This is a genomic window from Mycobacterium numidiamassiliense, from assembly GCF_900157365.1.
GTDB lineage: Bacteria > Actinomycetota > Actinomycetes > Mycobacteriales > Mycobacteriaceae > Mycobacterium > Mycobacterium numidiamassiliense.
The window spans coordinates 1,703,413-1,727,582 of the sequence record NZ_FUEZ01000003.1 but is presented as its reverse complement, the minus strand read 5'-3'; the positions used below and the strand labels follow the sequence as shown (position 1 = coordinate 1,727,582).

Annotated in this window: 22 protein-coding genes; 10 read left to right on the top strand and 12 right to left on the bottom strand. The window is 66.0% G+C overall.

Translation table 11 applies throughout. The features are described 5' to 3' along the window. The first annotated feature begins 76 nt into the window (after positions 1-76). Positions 77-931 (top strand): transglutaminase-like domain-containing protein, encoded by an 855-nt coding sequence (locus MNAB215_RS08060; protein WP_077078229.1) that lies wholly within the window; start codon positions 77-79, stop codon positions 929-931. Positions 932-946: 15 nt separating this feature from the next. Here MNAB215_RS08060 and MNAB215_RS08055 read toward each other — a convergent pair whose 3' ends face one another. The 3 genes from MNAB215_RS08055 to MNAB215_RS29655 form a co-directional block, all read right to left on the bottom strand. Then, entirely contained in the window at positions 947-1,285 is a 339-nt protein-coding gene (locus MNAB215_RS08055; RefSeq protein ID WP_077078228.1) for an STAS domain-containing protein, read from the bottom strand. Next, positions 1,285-5,415 (bottom strand): SpoIIE family protein phosphatase, encoded by a 4,131-nt coding sequence (locus tag MNAB215_RS08050; RefSeq protein WP_245830165.1) that lies wholly within the window; start codon positions 5,413-5,415, stop codon positions 1,285-1,287. Before MNAB215_RS08050 ends, MNAB215_RS08055 begins: the two co-directional genes overlap by 1 nt. Positions 5,416-5,649: 234 nt before the next feature. After that, complete coding sequence (locus MNAB215_RS29655; protein WP_165691535.1) at positions 5,650-5,811, bottom strand: hypothetical protein; 162 nt, start codon at positions 5,809-5,811, stop codon at positions 5,650-5,652. Positions 5,812-6,007: 196 nt separating this feature from the next. On the opposite strand from MNAB215_RS29655, the gene MNAB215_RS30480 reads away from it, so the two are divergent. After that, complete coding sequence (locus MNAB215_RS30480; protein WP_281253292.1) at positions 6,008-6,130, top strand: hypothetical protein; 123 nt, start codon at positions 6,008-6,010, stop codon at positions 6,128-6,130. A 52-nt stretch (positions 6,131-6,182) separates the two neighbouring features. Here the strand turns inward: MNAB215_RS30480 and MNAB215_RS08045 are convergent, their stop codons facing one another. Both MNAB215_RS08045 and MNAB215_RS08040 read right to left on the bottom strand, forming a co-directional pair. Beyond that, a complete protein-coding gene (locus MNAB215_RS08045) occupies positions 6,183-7,016 on the bottom strand; it encodes an LLM class F420-dependent oxidoreductase (RefSeq protein ID WP_077078226.1) in 834 nt (277 codons plus the stop codon). Positions 7,017-7,061: 45 nt separating this feature from the next. Next, the gene (locus MNAB215_RS08040) at positions 7,062-8,300 is read right to left on the bottom strand and encodes an MFS transporter (RefSeq protein ID WP_077078225.1); all 1,239 of its coding nucleotides are present in this window, start codon (positions 8,298-8,300) and stop codon (positions 7,062-7,064) included. Between the two features lie 89 nt (positions 8,301-8,389). Here MNAB215_RS08040 and MNAB215_RS08035 point away from each other — a divergent pair, with 89 nt between their 5' ends. Both MNAB215_RS08035 and MNAB215_RS08030 read left to right on the top strand, forming a co-directional pair. Next, positions 8,390-9,271, top strand: coding sequence for a LysR family transcriptional regulator (locus MNAB215_RS08035; RefSeq protein WP_077078224.1), 882 nt, complete (start codon positions 8,390-8,392; stop codon positions 9,269-9,271). A gap of 74 nt (positions 9,272-9,345) precedes the next feature. Then, positions 9,346-10,407 carry a ketopantoate reductase family protein gene (locus MNAB215_RS08030; RefSeq protein ID WP_245830163.1) on the top strand — a complete coding sequence of 354 codons (1,062 nt, stop codon included), beginning with the start codon at positions 9,346-9,348 and terminating at the stop codon, positions 10,405-10,407. On the opposite strand, the gene MNAB215_RS08025 is transcribed toward MNAB215_RS08030, so the two are convergent. After that, positions 10,344-11,855, bottom strand: coding sequence for an FAD-dependent oxidoreductase (locus MNAB215_RS08025; RefSeq protein ID WP_083746035.1), 1,512 nt, complete (start codon positions 11,853-11,855; stop codon positions 10,344-10,346). The two genes, MNAB215_RS08030 and MNAB215_RS08025, sit on opposite strands and share 64 nt — an antisense overlap. Further along, the gene (locus MNAB215_RS08020) at positions 11,855-12,259 is read right to left on the bottom strand and encodes a hypothetical protein (RefSeq protein WP_077078222.1); all 405 of its coding nucleotides are present in this window, start codon (positions 12,257-12,259) and stop codon (positions 11,855-11,857) included. Before MNAB215_RS08020 ends, MNAB215_RS08025 begins: the two co-directional genes overlap by 1 nt. Positions 12,260-12,354: 95 nt before the next feature. Between MNAB215_RS08020 and MNAB215_RS08015 the strand changes: the two genes are divergently transcribed. Genes MNAB215_RS08015 through MNAB215_RS08005 form a run of 3 tightly spaced genes read left to right on the top strand, consistent with a single transcriptional unit; the run spans position 12,355 to position 14,270 of the window. Continuing rightward, entirely contained in the window at positions 12,355-12,912 is a 558-nt protein-coding gene (locus tag MNAB215_RS08015) for a TetR/AcrR family transcriptional regulator (protein WP_077078221.1), read from the top strand. A 4-nt stretch (positions 12,913-12,916) separates the two neighbouring features. Then, positions 12,917-13,342: a nuclear transport factor 2 family protein gene (locus MNAB215_RS08010; protein ID WP_077078514.1), complete on the top strand. Its 426-nt coding sequence runs from the start codon at positions 12,917-12,919 to the stop codon at positions 13,340-13,342. A 46-nt stretch (positions 13,343-13,388) separates the two neighbouring features. Next, positions 13,389-14,270, top strand: a complete 882-nt coding sequence (locus tag MNAB215_RS08005) for a TIGR03854 family LLM class F420-dependent oxidoreductase (protein WP_077078513.1) — start codon at positions 13,389-13,391, stop codon at positions 14,268-14,270. On the opposite strand, the gene MNAB215_RS08000 is transcribed toward MNAB215_RS08005, so the two are convergent. Both MNAB215_RS08000 and MNAB215_RS07995 read right to left on the bottom strand, forming a co-directional pair. After that, entirely contained in the window at positions 14,267-15,166 is a 900-nt protein-coding gene (locus MNAB215_RS08000) for a class I SAM-dependent methyltransferase (protein ID WP_077078220.1), read from the bottom strand. The genes MNAB215_RS08005 and MNAB215_RS08000 overlap by 4 nt on opposite strands. A 79-nt stretch (positions 15,167-15,245) precedes the next feature. After that, positions 15,246-15,821, bottom strand: coding sequence for a hemerythrin domain-containing protein (locus MNAB215_RS07995; protein WP_077078219.1), 576 nt, complete (start codon positions 15,819-15,821; stop codon positions 15,246-15,248). 134 nt (positions 15,822-15,955) lie between these two features. Here MNAB215_RS07995 and MNAB215_RS07990 point away from each other — a divergent pair, with 134 nt between their 5' ends. Further along, positions 15,956-16,672 (top strand): NUDIX hydrolase, encoded by a 717-nt coding sequence (locus MNAB215_RS07990; RefSeq protein ID WP_077078218.1) that lies wholly within the window; start codon positions 15,956-15,958, stop codon positions 16,670-16,672. A gap of 12 nt (positions 16,673-16,684) precedes the next feature. Here the strand turns inward: MNAB215_RS07990 and MNAB215_RS07985 are convergent, their stop codons facing one another. From MNAB215_RS07985 to MNAB215_RS07975, 3 genes are all read right to left on the bottom strand, one after another. Then, the gene (locus MNAB215_RS07985) at positions 16,685-18,109 is read right to left on the bottom strand and encodes an MFS transporter (RefSeq protein ID WP_077078217.1); all 1,425 of its coding nucleotides are present in this window, start codon (positions 18,107-18,109) and stop codon (positions 16,685-16,687) included. A 116-nt stretch (positions 18,110-18,225) separates the two neighbouring features. Continuing rightward, entirely contained in the window at positions 18,226-18,993 is a 768-nt protein-coding gene (locus tag MNAB215_RS07980) for a DUF1684 domain-containing protein (protein WP_077078216.1), read from the bottom strand. 13 nt (positions 18,994-19,006) lie between these two features. Then, positions 19,007-20,092 (bottom strand): LLM class flavin-dependent oxidoreductase, encoded by a 1,086-nt coding sequence (locus MNAB215_RS07975; RefSeq protein ID WP_077078215.1) that lies wholly within the window; start codon positions 20,090-20,092, stop codon positions 19,007-19,009. A 183-nt stretch (positions 20,093-20,275) separates the two neighbouring features. Between MNAB215_RS07975 and MNAB215_RS07970 the strand changes: the two genes are divergently transcribed. Continuing rightward, positions 20,276-23,191, top strand: coding sequence for an aminotransferase class I/II-fold pyridoxal phosphate-dependent enzyme (locus MNAB215_RS07970; RefSeq protein ID WP_077078214.1), 2,916 nt, complete (start codon positions 20,276-20,278; stop codon positions 23,189-23,191). Positions 23,192-23,287: 96 nt separating this feature from the next. Continuing rightward, complete coding sequence (locus tag MNAB215_RS07965) at positions 23,288-24,169, top strand: SAM-dependent methyltransferase (RefSeq protein ID WP_077078213.1); 882 nt, start codon at positions 23,288-23,290, stop codon at positions 24,167-24,169. Position 24,170 lies beyond the last annotated feature (1 nt).

The following is a 24,170-nucleotide window of genomic DNA, read 5'->3' as shown; positions in this document are numbered from 1 at the left end:
GTGCCGAGTGCGCACAACTGAGCCCTGCCAAGCAGCGAGCGGGATTCGACTGGCTTAACCGAGGGGGCTTGACCTTATGCCTGCATGGAGACGTCGTGCGGAGGTGACCGACATCGGCAGCGCTGAAGCGAAACGCAGAGTGGGCGCCGAGATCGAAGTCGAGGTGACCGAACCCACGAGACTGGATTTCCAGATCGCGGTCAGCCGTCAACCGGGCATCGACGTCGATGAATCCCTGGTCATCGAACTGAACGGCAAGACGCTAGAGCCGCGTGAAATTCTCGGCCAGCACCAAACCCGAATTCACGTGGTCGAGGCCGGCAAGGGAACGGTGACAGCGTCGTACTCGGCGACGGTCGTCGGCCAAGCCGACCCGGCTCCGGTGAGCGACATCGACTTGATCACCTATCTGCGCCCTAGCCGGTATGCCGAAGCGGACAAATTCTTCGGCTTCGCCGCGACCGAATTCCAGCGGTACGGGGCGTCGGTCACCCTGCTCGAAAACGTCTCGTCGTGGGTCGGTACCCGGCTGAGTTATGTCCCCGGATCCAGCGATCCGATCGACGGGGCGACCGACACGTTGCTCGCCGGCGCAGGCGTGTGCCGCGATTATGCGCATCTGGTGATCGCGCTTCTGCGCGCGCGAAATATCCCGTCCCGCCTGGTGGCTGTGTATGCGCCGGGATGCGAGCCGATGGATTTTCATGCGGTGGCCGAGGCGTTCGTCGACGGTGCGTGGCGGGTTGTCGACGCCACTTGCCTGGCGCCGCGGCAGTCGATGGTGCGCATCGCCACCGGCCGAGATGCCGCCGACACCGCCTTCTTGGACAACCACAACGGCGCCATCACGATGCAGAACATGGTGGTTACCGCCGTCGTCGACGGCGACCTACCCCAGGACTCGGTCGACGAACTCGTCAGCCTGCATTAGTCGCAGCGACGGTCGCTAGCCGCTTTCGTCTTCGCGCGGTGACGTCTGCGCGGATTCGACGGTCGCGATGCTGCTCAGCCCGCTGATCGTGAGGACCCGAACCAGCACGGGGTGAACGATGAGGTGCAGCCGGTCGACTTCGTCGGCATGGTCGAACAGCACATTGATGCCGGCGCTGTCGATGTATCTGACCGCGCCCAGATCGACGGTTATCGGCTTGCGGGTGCCCGCGCGGGCGTGGGCGATGGCCTGGGTGAACTCCGCGATATTGCTCAGATCGATCTCACCCTCGACAACGACCCGGGCGGCGCCGTCGGCGCCGCGGGCGGTATTCAAGGTGAGCGGTGTGGCCATCAGGCGATCCTTGCGTACATATGCACTGTAGTTCCGGTGTTGCTGGGGTGAATGGCTAAGTCCTCCATGAGGCCGCGCATGAGCGCGATCCCGCGGCCACGATTTTCGGCAGGGACGTCGTGCGGTTCCTTCCAGGCGCCGGTGTCGACGACGGTCAGGTGCAGCCCGTCGACGTACGCGGTCGCATACAACCAGATAGTGCCCTCGGGGTAGTCGCGGTGGCCGTGCTCGATTGCGTTGGCGACGGCTTCGCCGCTGGCGATCAGCACGTCGACGATCTGATCGGGGCCCACTCCAGCCTTTGCCAGCCAGTTGCGGAGGGCGGCACGGCTCGGCGCGAGCTGGGTGGCGTCGGCGGTGAACTTCATCTCGAATGGACCGGGCTGCCGGTAGAGCAGGATGGCCACGTCGTCGAGATATCCACCTGCGGGCTCAAGCCGGGACATGAGATGGTCTGCCACCTCATCGAGCGACTGCGACCGGCCCTCTTGCACGAGCTCGGCAGCGCGGTCCATGCCGTCGTCGATTGAACTGCCCCGGCGTTCGACCAGTCCATCGGTGTAGAGCAGCAACGTCGCCCGTGCCGGGATGGTGACACGGGTTTCGGGGCGCGTCCAGTCCGGCCGCAGCGCCAGGGGCAGTCCGTGTTCACCGTCCAGCGTCACGGCAGTGCCGTCGGCGTGCACCATGATCGGCGGCGGGTGACCCGCGTTGGAGTACACGAGTTCGCCGGTGTCGAGGGTGAGCACCGCGCAGAAGGCGGTGGCGCAGCGGGCGCCGGGCAGCCGGCCGGCGAAGCGGTCCAGCCCAGCGAGCGCAGCGCTTGGACTGGACCGCTCAAGCAGCAGCGCGCGGCAGGCGCTGCGAAGCTGACCCATCACGGTGGCTGCCGCCAAACCGTGACCGACACAGTCGCCGACGATCAGCGCGACGCGGCCGTCGTCGAGATCGACGGCGTCATACCAATCGCCGCCGACCTGCAACGGGCGGGCCGCGGGAAGGTAGCGCACGGTGAAGCCGCGCGGCAGACCCGTGGGGTCAAGCATGGAGTGCTGGAACGCCAGGGCGGTTTCGCGTTGGGAGTCCAGCTGGTAGACGCGGTGCAGGCCTTGACCGAGCCGCCCGGCCAGGACTGTGAGCAGAGTGTGGTCTTCAGGGGTGAAGGGCCGTTGCTCGGACAACTCGACCCAGACGACGAGCACCCCTTGCGGATGCTGCAGCGAGATGCCCGCTGTGCCGGCCTCTCCGGTGCCGGTGGTCAGCAGGTCTGCGTCCCGTAGCGACTCGATCAGCTGTTTCTGACCCGCCGGCAGGTCGGCCCACTGGGCGGCGGCGCCTGCGCAAACCAGCCCCGGCGCATCAGTTTCCGCAACAGCGCTGGACGGGAAGGTGACAAGCAGAACGCGCCTGGCGTGCCACACGTGACGCAGTACCTCGGCGGACCCGTACAGCGCGTCATCCAACGTATCGGCTTGAGCCAGTTGCTGATTGAGGGCGGCCAGCGCGGTCTGGCGCTGCACCAAGTAGTGCTCGGCAGTGACGTCGCGAAAGGTGCCGACCATGACTCGGCGTCCCGAGTCGGGATCTTGGGCGTGGTTGAAGTTGGCCGCGACCCACAGCCGGTGTCCATTCCGGTGGGTAACGGGAGTCGTGAAAGTGCCGCGGCTTTTGTTCAGCAGATCCGCGAGCGCCTGTCGGACCAGACGGTGGGCTTCTGGCTCCGTCGTGGCATCAGGAAACCATGGGTGGGGGGCGTCGTAGGGCAGCCCTTCGGGGCCATAGCCGAGTGTCTCGGTGAAAGTGTTGTTGATCTCGATGACGGCACCACGCTCGTCGCAGACAAAGAACGCTTCCTGCAATGAGTCGACCAGAGCGGAGCGCCAGCGCGCTTGGTGGTTACGCAGCCGCGCCAACTCGACATTGGCGCGCACCCGGGCGAGCAGCTCCGCGGCGGCGAATGGTTTGACGAGGTAGTCGTCGGCGCCGGTCAGCAGGCCCTCGATCGAGGCTGCCGGGCCGGCGCGTGCAGACAGCAGCAGGACGGGCAGGGCCGCGGTGCGCGGGTCGCGGCGCAGCGCGGCGAGCAGTTGCAGCCCGTCCAGCTCGGGCATCATGACGTCACTGATGAGCAGGTCGGGCGCGCGCGCGTGAATCGCCTCGAGGGCCTGCTGACCGTCGGTGACATCACTGACCTCGTAGCCGGCAGTCCGCAACAGGTGGCTCAGGTAAGCCCGCATGTCGGCGTTGTCGTCGGCAATCAACACGCGGACCCGTTCGCCGCTGGGCAGGGTTGGGGTGACCGCGGTCATCGTCGCCGTCGTGCTGGTGTCGGGCGGGGCGAAAATGGTGTCCGCCGGCAGCCAGCGCAGGGCTTCCTGCACGTACGATTGGGCGATCACGCCGGCCGCGCGGGCGCTTTTGGGCTTGGCGAGTTGGTCGGCCGGCAGATGGGCCGCATCGAAGGGCAGCCGGATGGTGAAGGTAGTGCCCACGCCCTCCTCGCTATCGGCGGTGATGGTCCCACCGTGCAGCCCGACCAATTCTTTGACCAACGCCAGCCCGATGCCGCTGCCCTCCGTCGAGCGTGCGCGTGCTGACTCGATGCGGTGGAAACGCTCGAAAAGTTGCGGGATCTCTGCGGCGGGCACTCCGATACCGGTGTCGGTGACGGTGACAACCGCTTCGGTGTCCTCTTGACGTACCCGGATGGTGATCGTGCCCTCGAAGGTGAACTTCAACGCGTTGGAAAGCAGATTGAGGACGACCTTTTCCCACATTTCGCGGTCCAGGTACACCGGCTGGTCGAGCTGCGGACAGTCCACAGTGAACGTCAGGCCGGCCTGGTCGATCGCCGACCGAAAGATGCTGGCCAGTTCAGCTGTGAACGACGGTAGGTCGACGGGCTCGAATTGAGCCTGCATTCGCCCGGCCTGGATGCGCGAGAAGTCCAGCAGGGTGTTCACCAGCTTGGCGAGCCGCAAACCGTTGCGGTGGATGAGATCCAGCTCCTCGCGGGTATGGTCATCGATACCTGTTGTGCGGCTACGTAATTCGTCGACCGGCCCGAGGATCAAGGTGAGCGGGGTGCGGAACTCGTGGCTGACGTTGGAGAAGAAAGCGGTCTTCGCCCGGTCGAGTTCGGCCAGTTCCTCAGCACGCCGCTGCTGGGCTTGGTAGCTGCGTGCGCTGCCCACCCCCGCGGCGATGTGTGCGGCCACCAGCTCGACGAAGCCGCGGTAGGCGTCGTCGAATGCGCGGTGCCGGTTCAGCGCGGCGACCAGAAACCCCAGTGGCGAACCGCCCTGCTGCAACAGCGGCACCACGAGCGCCTGACAGGGTGGCTCGTTCCAGGCGCCGGCCGGCACGTTCCATTCGCCCCCAATGAGCTCGATCAGTTCGGCCTCGCCGCGCACGGCCTTGTCGACCGGCCACAGCGACGGGCCGCTGCCCGGCAGCGTCTCCGGCGCCGCCGGATGGCCGGGCGCGATGCCGCTGACCCCGGCGAGGTGGGCGTCGCCGTCGTCGCCGAACAAGTACGTCAGGGTGAACGGAAGGTCGTAGGGATTCCTGGCGAGCTGGCCGGCGGCGAAGTCCAGCATCTGGCGCTCCGTGCGTACGACGGTTGGGTCAGAGCCCAGTTCTCGCAGCGTCGTCATGCGGCGCTCGGTGATCACCCGGTCGGTGTCCTCGCTGACCACGCACAGCATGCCGACAACTTGTGCGTCCTCGTCGCGCAACGGGCTGTAGGAGAACGTGTGATAGCTCTCCTCGGAGTAGCCCGACCGCTGCAGGATGAGCATCAGGGCCTCGTCCCACGTCGCTTCCCCGGTAGACAGGACGCGCTCGATGCGCGGGCCGATATCGTCCCAGATCTCCGCCCACACTTCTCGGGCCGGCCGGCCCAACGCCCAGGGGTACTTGCGGCCCAACGTGTCCCGGCGATAGGCGGCGTTGCAAAAGAACGTCAGCTCCGGACCCCACGCCATCCACATCGAAAACCGGGATGCAAGCAGGATGTTTACCGAGGTGCGGAGACTTTGCGGCCATCCCTCCACGGGTCCGAGCGGAGTGGATGCCCAATCGACGGCGGCTAGATCGCGGCCGATTTCCTGGTCTGCGCGGAAGACCACTGACTTCCCTCTCAAATCCAACCCTTAAATAAGGACAATGGCGAGGCGGGCTTTGGGGCCGGCCTCGTCGTAATAAGAGAACCATTCACCGGGTTCGCGACGCCGGGTTTTCGCCGAACGCCTTTTGTTGGTGGTTGTGCCGGACAATGCCCGCGGCGGAGCCGGGCACCCCGTCAGGGCGCCCGACCAACGTCACTGGTGCGCATCCGGATTGGTCGACACCGTTCGTCTGTCCTATCGCGTCGTCTCGTCGGCGGTCTGATGCCGAGACTGGTGCAGGCCCGGGGCGTCTGGATCGTCGTCCCGATGCTCCAATAGCTCCTCGGTCTCGCGCTGTTCCTCAGTCGTCTTCCTGGCATCCTTCGGCACGTTCGGTGCGTTGCTGCTGTCTCCCACGCGAGGTCTCCTCTTTTCGATTTCAGGCGGCTTGCCATTGCAGGGTCTCCGGGATCAACGACCCCGAAACCCGTTTCGCGAATCAATGATTAATCAGCGCTGAACGGGGTATTTTTCCGACATCGCAGTTGATATAGGGGGCATGCATATGGTGACCGTCGAACGCGGCCGTACGCGCTGCCCGCGGTGCATGAAAATGTCCGAGTATCAGTTTCTCGACCGCGGTAACGACACGCTTGAATACGAGGTGCGCTGCCCCGACGGCCACGTGCACTCCGAGGTCACCACTATCTCGACTCCGACGATTACGGCCGCTTAAGCGAATTATCTTCCGCCGCAATCGTTTCAGATACCAAAGTCGTTCATTTGCTTCAGCCGCGGTACGCGCTCACCTGGCCGGCGAATTTATCGAGCAGTCGCAGCGAGTCGTCGAGCGGCCGGGTCGGCAGGAACAACGCGAGTTGGCCGAAGCCGAGGTCCTCGGCGGCGCGCCAGTAATCGAGATCGTTGTACGGCGTGCCGAACATCGCCAGCGGGACGTCATGACCTGCGCCAGCACGCAATTGGTCGACGCGCTGGGTGATGTCTTCTATCGGGTTGGGGTTGGAGATCCAGCCTGCCCCGTGCCGGATCACCCGCTTGACGGTGGCGTTGGAATTGCCGCCGATGAAGATGGGCGGGTGCGGCTGCTGCACCGGCTTGGGGCGGCTGTAGGACAGCGGGAAGTCGACGTACTTGCCGTGATACTCGGCGGGTTCGTCGGTCCAGAGCGCCCTGATGGCCTCGATGCGTTCGTCGAGTAGTGCGCCGCGGGTCTTCGGGTCGGTGCCGTGGTCGCGCATCTCCTCGATGTTCCAGCCGGCTCCGACGCCGAACACGAACCGGCCGCCGGAGATCAGGTCGATGCTGGCGGCTTCTTTGGCGGTGATGATCGGATCGCGTTCGATGAGGAGCGCAATGCCGGTGACTAGTTCGATCTTCGATGTCACCGCGGCGGCCGCGGCCAGCGTGACGAAGGGGTCGAGGGTGCGGTAATAGTGCTGCGGCAGTTCGCCGCCGCCCGGGTACGCAGACTCACGGCTGGCCGGTATGTGTGTGTGCTCGGCGATCACCAGCGACTCGAAGCCGCGCTCTTCGATCGCGCGCGCCAAGGACACGGTGTCGATGCTGTCGTCGTTGACGAAGGTGGAGATTCCGATCTTCATCGCGCTATCCCTGTCTGTTGGCTTCGGGTGCCGCAACGCCCTTGACTAGCAGGCTATTCCCGGTGCCGCGCGGACCCTAGTGTCGCGCATCAACAAACCCGCGAGCAGTAGCCCACTCAGCAGTAGCGCGCCAACGAAGGTCACCGTGGCCGCCCCCCCGCCGACGCTGTAGACGAGCCCGCCGAGTGCACCGCCCACCGACCCGCCGAGGTAAAAGCCCAACATGTACAGCGCCGCCGCGGGCCCGCGATCCTGCCAGGCCACCGCGCCCACCCAGCCGCTCGCCACGGTGTGCGCGGCGAAGAAGCCCGCCGTGAACACGCCCACGCCGACGACGATCATTCCGACGGCATGCGGTCCGGTCGCAAGCAGGCCGATCACCGCGGTCGGCAGGGCAATGCCTAGTGCGAACGCACGGCCTCGGCGGTCGACGAGGCGCCCGGCGAATGCCGACGACCAGGTGCCGGCCAGATACAGCACGAACAGCAGACCGACCATCGACGACGCCAACCCGAACGGTTGGGCGGTCAACCGGTAGCCGAGGTAGTTGTATACCGAGACGAATCCGCCCATGAGAACGAAGCTCAGGATGAAAAGCTTGAATAACACGGGGTTTCGCAGATGGCCGCCGAGCTTGTGCAACGTGGCCCGCGTGCTGGCGGGATTCGGTGTGAAGTAGCGGGACCGCGGCACCAGCACCGCGAAGGCCACCGTGGCGGCCAGCGTTGTCAGCGAGCTCGCCAGCAGCGCGACCCGCCAGTTGCTGATGTCGACGACCAGTGACGGGATGATCCGTCCGATCAGTCCGCCCACGGTGGTTCCGGCGACATACCGGCCCATCGCGGAGCCGAGCGAGGAGGCGTGCACCTCTTCGGCGAGGTACGCCATCGCGACCGCGGGGACGCCGGCGAGTGCTATGCCCTGCAGAGCCCGCCCGGCGATCAGAACGCCGAGAGAGGGACTGAACGGCAACAGCAACCCGATGACGCTGGACGCCACCGCGGAGGTCAGCATCACGCGGGTGCGGCCGTAGCGTTCTGACAGCATGCTTGCCGGAATGATGCACAACGCCACCATTCCTGTGGTCAGCGAGACGGTGAGCGCGGAGATGGTGGGGGAGATCCGGTAGTACGCCGACAACGCGGGCAGCAGCGCCTGCGTGCAGTACATCCCGGCCAAGCTCGCCACACCCGCGCAGCACACCGCTGCGGTCAGCCGCCGGAAACCGCTGCTACCCACCCGGTGGGCCTGGTTGCTGAAGGGTGCGGCAGCCAGCGAAACCATGACTACGATCCTCGGCCGCACCGGCTCGAAACGGAAATGAATTATTCGCCGGATTATGATGCTGTTACGACATAAGAAGAGGTAGGCGGGTGCGCGACGGCGACTATGAGTGGTTCATCACACTCGCGGAGCTCCAGCACGTCACTGCGGCGGCCGAGCAGCTGGGTATTGCGCAACCGACGTTGACCCGGATGCTGGCGCGCCTCGAGCAGCGGCTGGGGGTCGAGCTGTTCGACCGCCGCGGCAGGCGCCTGTCGCTCAACGCCTACGGCCGAATCTTCTACCAGCACGCCCGCCGCGCCCAGCTGGAGCTCGATTCGGCCCGGCGCGCAATCGAAGACCTGACCAATCCCGCCGTGAGCGAGATCCGGCTGGGGTTCCTGCATTCGTTCGGAAACACGGTGGTGCCGCGGCTGATCGCGGATTTCACCAAGGCATCACCGCGAGTGACGTTCGCGCTCTTGGAGGACGCCGCCGCTTCGATCGCCGATTCGGTGGAGTCTGGCTCGCTCGACATCGGCGTGGTGTCGCCGCGCCCAGCACAGTCAACATTGGCCTGGCGCAGCATGTTTCGTCAGCGGCTCGGCGTCGCCGTGCCCCGCGACCACCGGCTCATAGGCGTCGCTGAGGTGTCCATGACCGATCTCGCCGACGAACCCTTCGTCACCATGCACCCCGGGTTCGGTATGCGCCGCTTGCTCGACGAGCTTTGTGCCGCAGCACAATTCCAGCCGCGAATCGCCCTGGAATCCTCCGACCTGAGCACGTCTGCCGGTCTGGTTGCCGCCGGACTGGGCATCAGCCTGATGCCCATCGACGGCAGCGAGTACACATCGGGGGTGGTGATCCTTCGGCTGGCCGACGCCGACGCCTATCGCGATGTCGGAATGATCTGGAATTCCGCCCGCCCGCTCTCGCGCGCCGCACGGGATTTCATCGCGTCCGCCGCCAACGTCATCAGCAGCGACTAAACGGGTCAGCCGCGGCGATGCGAGCGCCAGTACTCTCGCGGGAGAGTACGAAGGCTCGACGAAAGGCGCGGCGGTTGTCGGATCGAGACGATTACAGATACGTGATCATCGGCGCCGGTGCCATCGGCGGGACGGTGGGCGCAATTCTCGCGCGGGCCGGCGTTCCGACGGTCCTGGTGGCGCGTGGCCGGCACGCCGAGGTTCTGGCGACGTCGGGGATCACGCTCCGAACACCCGACGGCACCTTCCATACGGCGGTGACCGCGGCGGGCCGGCCGGAGGATGTGCGGTTGACCGACCGCGATGTGCTGGTGTTCACCACCAAAACCCAGCAACTCGATGCGGCGGTGCAGGAGTGGGTCGACCAGCCGGTGTATGGCCCGCAGGGCGTGGTGGGAGCCGCCGGCGACCGGCTGCCGGCCATGACCGCGTTGAATGGCGTTGCGGCAGAGGAGAAAGCGCTGCGCTACTTCGCCCGGGTATTCGGCATCTGCGTGTGGTTGCCCGCCGTGCACCTCGAACCCGGTGAGGTGATCGTGCGGTCTTGGCCGCTGGCCGGCCAGTTCCACATCGCGCGGTGGCCCGCGTCGGCCAGCACGCCCGACGACGCCGCCCTGCTCACCGCTGTCGCCCAGACATGGAGTGCCGCCGGGATCTTGGTGCGCACGCCCGACGACGTGGCGCCGTGGAAGTACAACAAGCTCCTGAGCAATCTGGGCAATGCGGTCGGTGCCCTATCCGCCGATGATTCCGACACCGGCGAGGTGGTGGCCGCGGTGCGCCGGGAGGGCGAGAATGTGCTGCGAAACGCGGGAATTCCCTTCATCTCGTTCGAGACCTCGAAGGCCGCACGAGTGGACGGACCCAGCATCCGCCCGATACCGGGCTGGAAATCCGCAGCGAGCAATTCCACCTGGCAATCGCTGAGCCGCAACACCGGCAACGTGGAAACCGACTATCTCAACGGAGAGATCGTCAGGCTCGCGCACCGGCACGGCACCACGGCGCCCCTCAACGCGGCGCTGGCACGTGCCGCCCGCTCTGCGGTGCGCGATGGCCTTGGGCCGGGCCGTTATTCGGCGGCGCAATTGGCGGAACTGCTCGGCATGAGTGCTGTTGCCGGCGCGCAGGACTGACCGCGGCCGGTCCACCGGGCAAGCACCGGGGTCCATGCGGACCGGTCGGCCGATTCGCCCGCCCACGCGATATAACCGTCGGGACGCACCAGCACCGCCGGGCCCGCATCGGCCCGCTCGGCCTGCAATAGCCCTTCCGCATCGATCGCACGTGCGCCGCGCTCACGAACCAACACGAAACCCGGCTGACGCTGCAGCTGGGTGATTCGCTCGTGCACCAAAGGAATTCGTGTGGCTCGGGTGCCGACCAACGAGCTCTCGCCCCTGCGGTGGGCGTACCGCAATGTTGTGCCGGCGAAGCTTCCGGCAATCGTGTCACGAAACCGTGGGATGCGAAGCAGGCGGGGCGCCAGGAGGTTTCGCATCTTGCGCGCCGGCAGAGGATGCAGCTTAATGCCACGGGCCATCAGGCCGGACTGCACCAGGACGCGTTTGCCGATGGGATGGCGCTCGTCGTGGTAGGTGTCGAGCACGGCGTCGTCGGCGCCAGCGAGTACGGCGTCGACCTTCCACGCCAGGTTGGCCGCGTCTTGAATGCCGGTGTTCATGCCCTGCCCACCCATGGGGGAGTGGACGTGCGCGGCGTCGCCGGCCAGGAACACTCGACCGTGCCGGTAGTGCACGACTTGTCTTTCATCGCAATGGAACCGGGATTTCCAAGACACCTCGAGCAGGCCCGGGTCGGTGTCCAGTGCGCGTGCAAAGACACCCTCGATCTCGTCCTGAGCGACGGGCTCGGTGTCGGGCAGCTGATTGCTGCGGTCCCAGACCATCGTGCGATACCACGAGCCATCGGCGTCGTGACGGTCGTAGGGCACGAGGAACGCGAAGACGTCGCGAGTGCTATGCAGCCTCGGGCCGGCGCCCGAGGGCCCGTGCGCGAGCTTGACGTCGGCGAGCACGATCGAGGACAGGATGGTCCGGCCGGGAAAATCCGCCCCCACCAGCTCTCGAACCGTGCTGTGGGCGCCGTCAGCGCCGATGACATACTTTGCCCGCCAACGTAATTCGTTGCCCCCACCGTGTGGTCGCGCTGTCACGGTCACGCCATCGGCGTCCTGGTCGAGCCCGATGATCTCGATGCCGCGGCGGACATCGGCACCCTGGGCGACGGCGTAGCCGGCGAGTGCCTGATCGACGTTGGTCTGCGGCGTGACCATGACGAATTGGTAGGGCGAGTCCAGATGGGTGAGATCGATCTGTGCGCCGCCGAAGATTGTGACGCCCGGCGCCTGGTGTCCATCTGCCAGCAGGCCGTCGGCGAGCCCGCGGGCGTCGAGCACCTCGAGGGTACGGGCCATGGTGGCGAAGGCGCGGCTGGACTGGTTAATCGCGGGCCAGCGCTCGAGAACCACCACCGAGCGGCCGCTGCGGGCAAGGTCGCCGGCGGCGGTCATCCCCGTCGGGCCGCCACCGACGACGATGACATCAACGTTGTCGATGCTCATCACGCCACCGCCTCGGGGTGTGGGTAATAGCGACGGATGTCGTCGGGGGTCGGTACGGCCGCGCGATTGAACACGAAGCGGCAACCGGGTTGGCTGATGTGCGCGGCGTTGACGATCGACTCGAAGAGCAGGGTGTTACCTGCGACCAGTCGCACCCCGGCGCCGATGAGCACCGCGTCATACCGTTTGGCGGTCAGCCACCGCCGGGCCTTAGCCGCGCCCGCCTCGCCGAAGTCGATGAGGCAGTTGTCGACGTGATAACCCGCGGCGCGCAGGGCGGCGAGGTTGTCATCATTCGCGGCCCGCAACTTCTCTCGGGACAGGCCGGGAAATTGGGCGAAATCGGCTGAGCTGCAATCGATTACATCCGGATCGAGTCCGATCTGGATCGCTGTGACGGTCATGGCTGGTGACCTCCCATCTAAGTTCAACAACTGTTGAACTCAACGCTAGGCCCCCGATCGGACGATGTCAACAATTGTTGAATACACTGGGGCCCATGCCGGCGAAAATCCGCGACGGGGAGGTCACCCGGTCGACGATCCTGGCCACCGCGCGCTCGCAGTTCGGCAAGCACGGCTTTGAACGCACGACCATCCGCTCGATCGCATCGGAAGCCGGCGTCGACCCAGCGCTCGTCATGCACTACTTCGGTAGCAAGGCAGCGCTTTTCGCCGCGGCCTCGCGATTCGACATCAGCTTCCCCGATCTGTCGGATGTGGCCCCCGAGCGCATCGCCGAGGTGTTGCTGCCACTGTTCATCGAGGTCTGGGGGCCCGAGGGGCCGTTTCTGCCGCTGCTGCGCGCGGCCGCGACCAACCGGGCCGCCGCTGATGCCCTGCTCCAAGTGTTCGTCGACCAGGTGGCCCCGGCCCTGGCCGCGGTCGCACCCGATCACGCCGCCGAGCGGGCCGGCCTGGTGGGATCGCAACTGCTCGGGCTCGCGGTCGCCCGCTATATCGTGGGCGTCCCGCCGCTGGTGGGCATGGACGACGCCCAACTCATCGAATGGCTACGACCCGTGCTCGCGCACTACCTGACAGATCCGGCACCATGAGGTGATGCATCCCTTTCGTAAAGCGGTCGAAGAACGAGACGAGGCGGCGATTCAGGCCCTGTTGGCCGATAGCGTCGTGTTCACCAGTCCGGTGGCGTTCAAGCCGTACGTCGGCAAGGCGATCACGGCGGCGATCTTGCGCGGGGTGCTAAGGACCTTCGAGGACTTTCGCTACGTGCGTGAGATCGACGGCAGCGACGGTCGCGACCACGCGCTGGTGTTCGAGACCGGGATCGTCGGGGCGCCGGGCGTCAAGATCACCGGTTGCGATTTCCTGCACTTCGACGACGACGGCCTGATCGACGACTTCATGGTGATGGTGCGGCCGCTGTCGGGGGCGACGGCCTTATCCGAAGCGATGGGTGCCCAGTTCGAGCGGATTCAGCAAGAGGCGGTGGAGCTCGCCGGCAAGTTCGCTACGGCCACTTGAGAACCGTCGGTCATGGCGCCGGATAGTAAGTCGGAGGGAGATGCGGGTGAAGATTCGCTTCGGGGTCGGGCTGGGTCTGGACAGCGCTCCCGATCAACTCGCCGGCATTGTCGATCATCTGGAGAGCAACGGGGTGGACTCGCTGTGGTTCTCCGAGCTGGTGTACGCGCCGGCGGTGGATCCGATGGTGGGCATGGCGTATGCGCTCGCTCGCACGACGCGGCTGAAGGTGGGCACTTCGGTGGCGGTGCTGCCGGGACGTCATCCGGTGCTGGTGGCCAAGCAGCTGGCTTCGCTGGCTGCCCTCGCACCCAAGCGCGTGCTCCCGGCCTTCGGGTTGCGGTCGGCGATTCCGGCCGAGCGCGAACTCTTCGTAGTGCCCGACGGCGAGCGGGCGGCCGTGTTCGACGAGTCGCTGCGGGTGCTGCGCCTGGTGCTGGGCGAGGACGCGGCCAGCTACCAGGGCCGCTATTTCACGGTCAACGGCGTCGCGGTGACACCGAAACCGTCGCCGCCGCTTGATATTTGGCTAGGGGGTTCGGCGCCCGCAGCGTTTCGGCGCATCGGTACGCTCGCCGACGGCTGGTTGGGCAGCTTCCTCACCCCGGACGAGGCGCGGGCCGGACGCCAGGCGATCGAGCGAGCGGCCGAGCAGGCCGGCAGGCAGATCGAACCGGATCACTTCGGCATTTCGCTGGCGGTCACCGACGGTGAGTTGCCGCCCGAACTGGTCGCGGCGGCCCGCCATCGTCGCCCCGACGTCGATCCCGGCGAGCTGATCGCCGCCGGCTGGGATCAGCTGCATCGGCAACTCGACGCCTACGTCGATGCCGGGTTGACGAAGTTCGTCATCCGGCCCGCAGGTGGGGGTTCGCTCGACGGCTTTCTCGATCGGTTCGTCGCCGAGTTGGTCGGCAGGCAGAACTAGGCGAGCGTCGCCGACAAGTAGCCGGAATCGCCACCGAGCGAGGCGAGCTCATCGTTGGGCACCTGAAATCCGTTGGCGGCGAAGGCTTGTTCGGTGGTTCGGACGTCGACCCGCCACCCGTGCCCGGCGAGGTATTCGGCAGCGTTGTTGCGCTCGCCGGTGAAGAACAACGAGGCAAGGTCGATGTTGGAACCGACCCGCTTCGATCGTTCCGTGAGCTTCTGCGCCCAGTCCGACGGGATGTTGCGCATGTCCATGTGTTCGGTCGCGATCCGGCTGCCCGGTGCGGACAGGGCGGTGATGTTGTCGAACAAGCGGTCCTGTGCGTCCGGCGGCAAGTAGACCAGCAGGCCTTCGGCGCTCCACGCGGTCGGCGCTCCGGTGTCGAGTCCGGCCGCAACCAGTGCCGAGGGCCAGTCGTCGCGCAAATCGATCGATACGGTGCGCCGTTGTGCGGTGGGCTCGGCGCCGAGCTTGGCCAACGCGCGCGTCTTGAATTCGATGACCTCGGGCTGGTCGATCTCGTAGACCACCGTTGCGGCCGGCCACGGCAGCCGGTACGCCCTGGTGTCCAGACCCGATGCCACGATCACGGCCTGGCGGATCCCGGAACCGGTGGCGTGCAGGAAGAAGTCGTCGAAGTAGCGGGTGCGCACGGTGATCTGTTCGCGCACGGGCTGGCGGCTCAGCACCGCATCGGTGTTCTGTCCGAGGTCGGTGTCGAGCAGTTTGATGAAGGTTTCCGAGCCGACCGCGCGGACCAGCGGGTCGGCCCAGGGGTCGTCAAGCAGCGGATCCGGTCCCTGGGAAGCGATTGCGCGCTGCAAGGCGACCGCCGTCGCGGTCGCGCCGACGCTGGACGCCAGATCCCAGGTGTCGTTCTCGGAACGGGTCATTCGCCGAACCTCTTTCTACGCAGCCGTGGATTACTTAGGCAATATAAGTTATGCGGTCCACTGTACGCACGGCGGTGGCTCATTGGCCTTTCAGGCTGCCGATGCGAAGGGAGAAGTCGTCGGGCTTCGATCGCGGGGTGGCCTCGAATTCTTCGACGTAGCGTTGCGGGTCGCGGTCGGTGATCGTCAGGCCCTTGGTGGTGGGGTGCTGTCGCATGAATTCGCTGTATTGCTGCCCGAGCGCTTCACGGAGGCCGATCGGCGCGTTGCGGCGAAAGTCCGAGAGTCCTTCTCGTTCCTCTTCACCCATGTGATCGTCGTTGGCCACCCGGGTACGGCCGACCGCCGCCCACCACTGTTCGGTGCCGACTCCGGCCGCGTTGGCGTCGCGAACGCCGTCGCGAATGTCGTTGTGATCGCCGATCGCGTCCAGAGTCTCGCCTTCGGGATCGTCGGTGCCTCGCGTGAGCAGCTGCGGGTAGAAGATCTTCTCCTCGATGTAGGCGTGCACGTCGAGCTTGTCGGCGAGCGGGCGCCAAACCCGCTCGAGTGCGCCCCGGTTGACCGGTGTCTGTGCCTGCAGCTCGTCCAGCTTGGCGAATTGTTCGCGGAACCACTCATGGTCGGCGAGGATCGCCATGGTGATGTCAGCCACTGCGACCTCCCGCCTTCTCTGAGCGCTAGGCCTTTCGGCCATCGTGTCCGACGATGCCAGACGCTCCGTCAACTCGCCACACCGTCGAAAAGCCCGACGGACGCGGGCGCCCGCTCGCGTCCTATGGTCGAGCGGTGACGATCACCTATGACGAGACGCTGCGGGAACGGTTCCGGGCGAATTTGTCGGGACACGACCGCCGCATCGTGACCGACCCGACGAAGCGGCACGCGGCAGTCGCGGTGGTGGTGGTCGATTCCGAGGTCGGTGAGGACCGGGTGGATCCGGCGCCGGTGGACGACTGGATCGCCGGGCGGCCGATGGAGGCCGGCCTCGACGGCCGGATGGTCGACGTTTCGGGCGGCGCCGCGTTTCTCTTGTGCCGCAGGGCATCTCGCCTCACCTCACACGCTGCGCAATGGGCGCTGCCCGGCGGTCGACTCGATCCGGGTGAAACCCCTGTCGCCGCCGCGCTGCGGGAACTGGACGAAGAGGTGGGCATCAGGCTGCCCGACTCGACCGTTTTGGGGATGCTCGACGACTACCCGACCCGGTCTGGATACGTCATCACGCCGGTGGTGATCTGGGGTGGCGGCAAGCTCGATCCCCGTCCCGCACCCGACGAGGTGGTTGCCGTCTATCGGGTGGGGTTGCACCAGCTACAGCGCGACGACTCGCCGCGGTTCATCAGCATCCCGGAGAGCCCGCATCCGGTCGTCCAAATTCCGTTGGGAAATGACCTCATTCATGCACCGACGGGCGCGGTGCTGCTGCAGGTGCGGTGGCTGTGCCTGGAGGGCCGACACGACCCGGTCGACGAGCTGGAACAGCCGGTGTTCGCCTGGAAGTGAGATCGCGAAACATCAAGTGGCGCAGACCCGTTCGCTCGGCATTTTGTCATCGCGCTGTGGTTGTTCGGTGGTGGTTGTCCGCCAGAGGGCCAGCGCTGCGGCGATGAGTGCGGCGGTGCCTGCGGCCGCGGCGGTGAACTCCCAGCCGCGCCGGATGGTGTCTAGGTCGATGCCCGGCTGGTAGATCATGGTCAGGACGGCGGTGCCCAAAACCGTGCCCAGCTGCCGGGCGGTGTTGATCAGCGCCGACCCGGCGCCCCACCGGTGCGCGGGCAGCGCCAGGCCGGTGACCGCGGAAAGGCTGGGAAAGACCAGCCCCACCCCGGCGCCGGTGAACAGCTGCCCCGGAAGGAAATCGGCGACGTAGTCGGGCTGCGGACCCACCCGGCACAGCCAGATCACGATCCCGACTACATACAGGGTCGCCCCCGTCGCGGCGACGGCGCCGACGCCGAGTCTGCCGATCAGTCGACCGGCCAGCGTGAGCGACATGATCACGACAACAACGGGACCCGGCGACAGGCACAGGCCTGCCACGTCGGGCGCCTTGCCCCACACGGCGGTGAGCAGCATGACGCTGCTCAGCAGCATCGCACCGAACGCCGCGGCAAACAGCAGCAGCGCAAGGCAACTCGACCACATCGGCAGCACCCGCACCGCGGCGAGATCCAGGGCCGGCGACGGGTGGCGTAACGAGCGCCACACGGCCAGCGCCATCGCACACCCGGCGCCGACGGTGGCGACCACGACGTTCGTGCCATTACCGGCCACGGGCAATTCGATCAGCGCCCACACGAGCGCGCCCACCCCCAGCACCAGGCTCAAAGCGCCGAATAGATCGGGTACCCCGGCGCCGGTCGGCTTGGTTTTGGCGAGCACCCAGGGGCCTGCGGCGAGTGCGAGCAGTCCCAGCGGCACGTTGACGAAAAAGATCCACCGCCAGGACAACTCGACCAGCAGACCGCCAACCGGTGGGCCGAGGGCGGCGGCCATGGCGCCCACCGCCGACCAGGTGCTGACGGCCGCGGCGCGTCGCGTGGCGGGAACAGCGGCTAGCAGGAGCGCCAGCGAGCTCGGCATGAGCATCGCGGCCCCGAACGCTTGCACGACGCGGAACGCCACTAACATGACGAACGACCCAGAGATTCCGCACGCGGCCGATCCGACGGTGAACACGGCCAGACCCCAGAGGAATATTCGGCGGTGACCGTATCTGTCGCCGAGCCGACCCGCCGGGTTCATGAACGCGGCGAAAACCAGTGCGTAGCCATTGAGAATCCACGACATCGCGCCGAGGTCCGCGGTTCCGAAGGCCCTCCGGATGTCAGGGAAGGCGATGTTGACGATGAACAGGTCCAGGCTGGCGAGAAATGCGGCAGCGGACACCACCAGCACCGTCAGCGCCGAGCGTGTTGCCGATAACTGCGTCGCCGTCACTGATCCGCCTCACGGTTGAATCCGCCCACCGATCGACGTGATCGCGTCGTCCGCCGAGTCAGCTAAGTATAGTCGACTATATCCAGGCGCAAACGGCCGCTACCGCGGGCCCCGGCTCATCGCGGAGTCTTTTCGCCGGCCTCCACGGCGACGGCAAGCCTGTTCTCGGTGGGTGCCACGGGGCAGGTCGCATAGTCGGTGAATGCGCACGGCAGGTTGGCCGCACGGTTGAAGTCGAGCGTCACCGTCCCGTCGGCGTCGGGGGCATCGAGCGAAAGCACCCGGGCGCCAGGGTATGTCGTCAACCCGCTGGTGGCGTCGGTGAAGAGGATGCGCAAGCCGGACGACGCGTCCCCGAAAGCGATCAGCTGCGACGTGGTGCCCGCCAGTTCGAAGTCGATGGCGCCGACGGCGCGCAGGTGGTGCTCGAGCCCCTCGACGACGGCGCCGGTGGTGACGACCCTCGGCTCGGCATACGGTGTGAAGTTGCCGACGACCCGCCACGTCTCACTCGGGGCGTAAGCGGGAATACCGTTGTACGCCTTGAGATGTGGCGATTTCGGATCATGCACCCGCAACGCGACCGACCCCGTTCGGCGGATCACCTCGATGCGGCGGTCACCGGCCTGCACGAGCAATCCCGGTGCGCCTTCGACTGGTTCCAGCCGGTCGGTTCCGTCGATGCCCTCGACGTACACCGCCTCGCGGTCGGCCCGCCAGCGTCCCGGAAGGTCGGCGACCGTCTCGAATTCTTCGGTGATCCAGTACAAGCCGGTGAGGCTGACCCAGCCGAGCGGGTCGGCGTAAGAGCGTTCCCGCTCAGCGTGCCAGTGGTTCCACGCCGCCTCGAACGTTCCTACTGTGGTATCTGCGCTACTAGTCATGATCCTCACTTACCTACGTGCTTTGTCGAACGAACACAACATCATTCGGAACCGACTGCGCGATGAGCGGCCTGCTGGGAATGCGTTCCCGAAGGCACGGTGCCACCTCGGACTGGAACAGTTCAAGGCTACGACGCTGCGCGGCGGGCGTCACCCCGTCCGCATCGGCGGACAAGTGCATCACCTCGTGTCCGAGCTGCTCGTGGTAGCGACCCACCTTGTCGATCACCCGCTCGGGACTGCCGATCAGCGCCGAGCTTCGCTCGACGAAATCCTCGATCGATTCGAACACTGCCGGAATCCCAGCGCGGCGCGCGAACGCCAGGCGTGCCTCGAACATGGGCCGGTACGTGGACACCGCCTCCTGCGATGTGCGGGTGACGCAGAACCCCGCGGTACCGGCGCCGACGAGAGCGTCCTCGGGCCGGTGGCCGTAGAACTCCCACCGCTGGCGATAGTGGCGAACCAACTCGGCGTACGGCTCGACAGGATGGCTGACGTTGGCGGAGAAGAGCGGGTCACCATGACGAGCCGCGAGGTCGACCGAATCCTTGCTCGTTGCGCTGCCGTGCCAGATCCGAATCCGGCTCTGCAACGGGCGGGGGAGTGTCTTGGCGTGGACGAGCGGCGGCCGAAACCGGCCCGACCACGTGACGTCGTCGCTGTCCCAGAGCAGACGGAATAGCTCGTAGCCCTCGCGGTTGCGCTCCCATTGATCGTCGGTCGTCACGTGGAACAACTCGGCCTGTGCCGCACCGTTGCCCTTGCCGATGATCAGCTCGAGCCGGCCACCGGACAGGTTGTCCAGCGTCGAATAGTCCTCGAAGGCGCGAACGGGATCGAGCAGGCTCAAGGTCGTAACCCCGGTGAACAAACTGATTTTCGACGTGCGCGCCGCGATGTTGCTCAGCACCACCGGCGGGGACGACGAGATGAACGGATCCTCGTGCCGCTCGCCGACCGCGAACCCGTCGAATCCCAGCTCCTCGGCCAGCACTGCCTTGTCGACGACATCATGTAGCCGCTGCGCCGGGCTTTTCTTCTCACCCGAAACCGGATCGGGATTATGAGTGATCAGCGTGATCAAGAGAAACTTCATCGGATAGCACGAACCGATTGGTGCCCAACTTCATTCCCGCGGCGCTGTCGGCGCCGTTTACCTTCGCGTGCCCGGGCCGTAAAGCGAAGGACACGTAGTGTTTGTCTTCTGGCCACCGGTGGGCGGGCTGGGTCTGCAAGCCTTGACCCGAGCGGAGTCGCCCGCGAAGGAAAAGAGGCCGTCATGACAGAACACTTGCGTGCGTACAACAGCCTGTGGCAGGTCCGCAGCGACTCGTGGTGTCGACTGGAGGAAGCCGCCGATCGCCTGACGCGGCCGACCACGACGGGGGAGTTGCGGGAAAAGTACATCGATATTTGCCGCGAATTGCTAGAGCGGCTGAGCACCCTCGAACCCTACTGGGCCTATCCCGGCTGGCCCCAATTCGCGCGGATCTCACGGCTTTTCGCCTCGGGCAACTACGACAAGTTCGCCCAGACGCTGGTGCGGATCAACCGGGCGCTGACCACCGAGTCGTACCGGACCGGGGACGTGGACAACGCCGGTGCCGACGAGCTGGACATGTTTCCGTCCGATCCGCGCCGGCTCGAGGAACCGTCGCCGCAGCGCGACCGCCCCTATTTCGAAGTGCTCGTCGTCGAAAAAATGACCGAAGACCAGGAGCGGGCGCTGCGCAACGAGGTGCGCAAGTGGCGGCGTCCGGACGACGAGTTCGTCTACGAGCTCGTGGTGGTGTCCAGCGGCGACGAGGCCCTGATCGCGGCGCGGCTCAACGTCAACCTGCAGGCGGCAGTGATCCGGCGGCGGTTCTCCCACCAGTCGACCCGCGACCTGTCCACCCTGTCCGAGTTCGTCGACACTGGCGTGTCGCACGACCTGGCCGACCACCAGTCACCCGAGGAGCGCGCACAGATTCTCGCGGTCTCGCTGTCGAACCTGCGGCCCGAGCTCGACCTCTACCTGATGACCGAGATCGACGTGGAGGACATCGCCGGTCGGCTGGGCAAGTACTTCCGCCGGGTGTTCCACGCCAGGGAAGGCATGCTGGAACTGCACCTGTCGATCCTGCAGGGCGTGGAGGCCCGCTACCGCACGCCGTTCTTCAGCGCGCTCAAGCAATACAGCCACCGACCCACGGGTGTCTTTCACGCCCTGCCGATTTCGCAAGGCAAGTCGATCGTCAACTCGCACTGGATCAAGGACATGGTGGGCTTCTACGGCCTGGACGTGTTCATGGCCGAGACGTCGGCGACTTGCGGTGGCCTGGACTCGCTGCTCGAACCCACCGGGCCGCTGCGCGAGGCCCAACAACTCGCCGCGCAGGCCTATGGGTCTCGCCACACATACTTCGTCACCAACGGAACCTCGACGGCCAACAAGATCGTCACCCAGGCGCTGGTGGCGCCCGGCGACATCGTGCTGCTGGACCGCAACTGCCATCAGTCGCATCACTACGGGATGATGATGGCGGGCGCGAATGTCGTTTATTTGGAGGCGTATCCGCTCAACGACTACTCCATGTACGGCGCGGTGTCGCTCCGTGAGATCAAGTCCAAGTTGCTGGCGCTGAAGCGCGCGGGGAAGCTCGACCGCGTCAAGATGATGTCGCTGACGAACTGCACATTCGACGGCGTCGTGTACGACGTCCAGCGGGTGATGGAAGAGTGCCTCGCCATCAAGCCCGACCTCGTGTTCTTGTGGGACGAGGCGTGGTTCGCGTTCGCCCGCTTCCACCCGGTGTATCGCACCCGCACCGCGATGGCGTCGGCACGGGCGCTGCGCGAGAAGTTGCAGGATGCGGACTGCAAGCGCCACTACGAGGAGTACCTCGCGGCCGGAAACCCCGAAACAGCAAGTGATGAAGCGCTTTTGGAGCGTCGCCTCATTCCCGACCCGGCTCGGGCGCGGGTACGGGTGTACGCGACACAGTCGACGCACAAGACGCTGACCGCGCTGAGGCAGGGTTCGATGATCCACGTCTTCGACCAGGACTTCGACCAGAAGGTCGCCGAGCCTTTTCACGAGGCCTACATGGCGCACACCTCAACCTCGCCCAACTATCAGATCCTCGCGTCGTTGGATCTGGGTCGCCGGCAGGTCGCACTCGAGGGTGTTGAACTGGTGCAGCGGCAGATTGAGAACGCGATGCAATTGCGCGACGCGATCGACAACCATCCGTTGCTCAGTAAGTACATGCGCTGCCTTCGTACGTCGGATCTGATTCCGGAGAGTTTCCGGCCGTCGGCCATCGAGCAGCCGCTGCGCTCGGGCCTGCGCAACATGATGGCGGCCTGGGATCAGGACGAGTTCGTGCTCGACCCGTCGCGAATCACCCTGTTCATCGGCAACACCGGATACGACGGCGACACATTCAAGCGCCAACAGCTGATGGACCGCTACGGAATTCAGATCAACAAGACGTCGCGCAACAGCGTGCTGTTCATGACCAACATCGGCACCACGCGTAGCTCGGTCGCATTCCTGGTGGAGGTTCTGGTCAGTATCGCCCGCGAGCTGGACGAAAATATTTCCGAGATGAGCCTTGGCGAGCGTGAACATTTCGAGCGGGCGGTGCACCGGCTGACGAAGCAACCGGTTCCGCTGCCCGATTTCAGTGGCTTTCACCCCGCGTTCCTGGACCACAGCGGGACCGAGCCGACGCCCGAGGGCGACGTCCGCCCGGCGTTCTACCTCTCCTATGACGACACGAATTGTGAGTACCTGAGCGGCGAGCAGATCGACGAGCGGCTGGACGCTGGAATCGACATCGTGTCAGCCACTTTCGTGACGCCCTACCCGCCAGGCTTTCCGGTGCTGGTGCCCGGCCAGGTGTTCAGCCGCGAGATTCTGCAATTCATGCGCGACCTCGACACGCCCGAAATCCATGGCTACCTACCGAATTTCGGCTATCGCGTGTACACCGAGAAGGCCATCGAAATAGTGGCCGAGTCGGTGGGGTTGCCGCTCAACGGCCACCGGTCCGGGGTGCGGGCAGCGCCTGAGTCGCAGAAGCCGGGGAAGAAGAAGCCGACGAAGCGCAGCGGGACCGAGAGCAATCTTCCGGAGGTCGGTCACGCTGAGCTGCTTGGCCAACAGCATCCGGGTGACGCGGTGACGGTGTCGCCACCAGGCGAATAATTGGTCGTCGTCGAGCCGTGCGCCTTCCGGCGTACAGTGTCGTTAGTTGTGCGAACGAAAACGTCGACATGCTTGCTCTGACGAGGGGAGGCCGTTGTGCCCCGTGCTGCCGGTGATACCTGGGACATCGTGACGAGTGTGGGCTTCACGGCGCTGGCGGTCTGCGCCGCACGTGCGCTCGACGCCGCGCTCGACCCGCCACTGGCCAACGATGACTTCGCGGCCGGCTTCGTCGCGGCCGCCGGTGAACCGAATCTGGCTGCCGCAGTGGCCAATACCGATCTGAGCAGCGCCGCGGCGTTCAATGCCCAGTGGGTGGGCGTCCGGACCCGGTTCTTCGACGGCTTCTTCGCCCGGGCCCGGGTAGGGCAGGCCGTCATCCTGGCAGCCGGATTGGATTGCCGCGCTTACCGATTGGCGTGGCCGCCCGATTGCACGGTTTTCGAAGTCGATCAGCCGCGGGTGCTGGAATTCAAGCAGCAGGTGCTTGATCAGCGGGGCGCCCAGCCGTCGACCCGGCGTGTTGCGATTGCCACCGACCTGCGCGACGACTGGGCTGCAGCCTTGATCGAGGGGGGTTTCGATCCCGGGCAGCCGACGGCGTGGGCGCTGGAGGGGCTGCTGCCGTACCTGCCTGGGGCCGCGCAGGATGCGCTGTTCGAGAAGCTGCACGAGTTGTCCGCGGTGGGCAGCCACGTTGCCGTCGAACTGGGGCCGGACCCGGGCGAGGCGAAGGAGTTCGCCGACAGCATACCTACGATCAGTCAGCTCAGTGCGCAGCCTCCCGTCGCCCAGCTGTGGTACGACGATGCGCGCATCGATACCAAAGACTGGCTCACCAAACAGGGTTGGGACGTCGTCGGCGTCGATCTGGTGGACAAGGCCGCCAACGAATACGGCCGCCCGTTCCAGGGACTGCCGCCGGTCTTCGACCGCTTGCTGCGCTCGAAGTTCTTCGGCGCTACGCGAACGCGCTGAA

Excerpts from the sequence above, each read along its gene's own strand:
- MNAB215_RS08045 (WP_077078226.1), bottom strand. The coding sequence starts at position 7,016 with ATGAAGATCGGAATCTCCACCTTCGTCAACGACGACAGCATCGACACC.
- MNAB215_RS08060 (WP_077078229.1), top strand. The coding sequence starts at position 77 with ATGCCTGCATGGAGACGTCGTGCGGAGGTGACCGACATCGGCAGCGCT.
- MNAB215_RS07970 (WP_077078214.1), top strand. The coding sequence starts at position 20,276 with ATGACAGAACACTTGCGTGCGTACAACAGCCTGTGGCAGGTCCGCAGC.
- MNAB215_RS08040 (WP_077078225.1), bottom strand. The coding sequence starts at position 8,300 with ATGGTTTCGCTGGCTGCCGCACCCTTCAGCAACCAGGCCCACCGGGTG.
- MNAB215_RS08010 (WP_077078514.1), top strand. The coding sequence starts at position 12,917 with ATGCATCCCTTTCGTAAAGCGGTCGAAGAACGAGACGAGGCGGCGATT.
- MNAB215_RS08025 (WP_083746035.1), bottom strand. The coding sequence starts at position 11,855 with ATGAGCATCGACAACGTTGATGTCATCGTCGTCGGTGGCGGCCCGACG.
- MNAB215_RS07975 (WP_077078215.1), bottom strand. The coding sequence starts at position 20,092 with ATGAAGTTTCTCTTGATCACGCTGATCACTCATAATCCCGATCCGGTT.
- MNAB215_RS30480 (WP_281253292.1), top strand. The coding sequence starts at position 6,008 with ATGTCCGAGTATCAGTTTCTCGACCGCGGTAACGACACGCTTGAATAC.
- MNAB215_RS08020 (WP_077078222.1), bottom strand. The coding sequence starts at position 12,259 with ATGACCGTCACAGCGATCCAGATCGGACTCGATCCGGATGTAATCGAT.
- MNAB215_RS08015 (WP_077078221.1), top strand. The coding sequence starts at position 12,355 with ATGCCGGCGAAAATCCGCGACGGGGAGGTCACCCGGTCGACGATCCTG.
- MNAB215_RS07980 (WP_077078216.1), bottom strand. The coding sequence starts at position 18,993 with ATGACTAGTAGCGCAGATACCACAGTAGGAACGTTCGAGGCGGCGTGG.
- MNAB215_RS08055 (WP_077078228.1), bottom strand. The coding sequence starts at position 1,285 with ATGGCCACACCGCTCACCTTGAATACCGCCCGCGGCGCCGACGGCGCC.
- MNAB215_RS08000 (WP_077078220.1), bottom strand. The coding sequence starts at position 15,166 with ATGACCCGTTCCGAGAACGACACCTGGGATCTGGCGTCCAGCGTCGGC.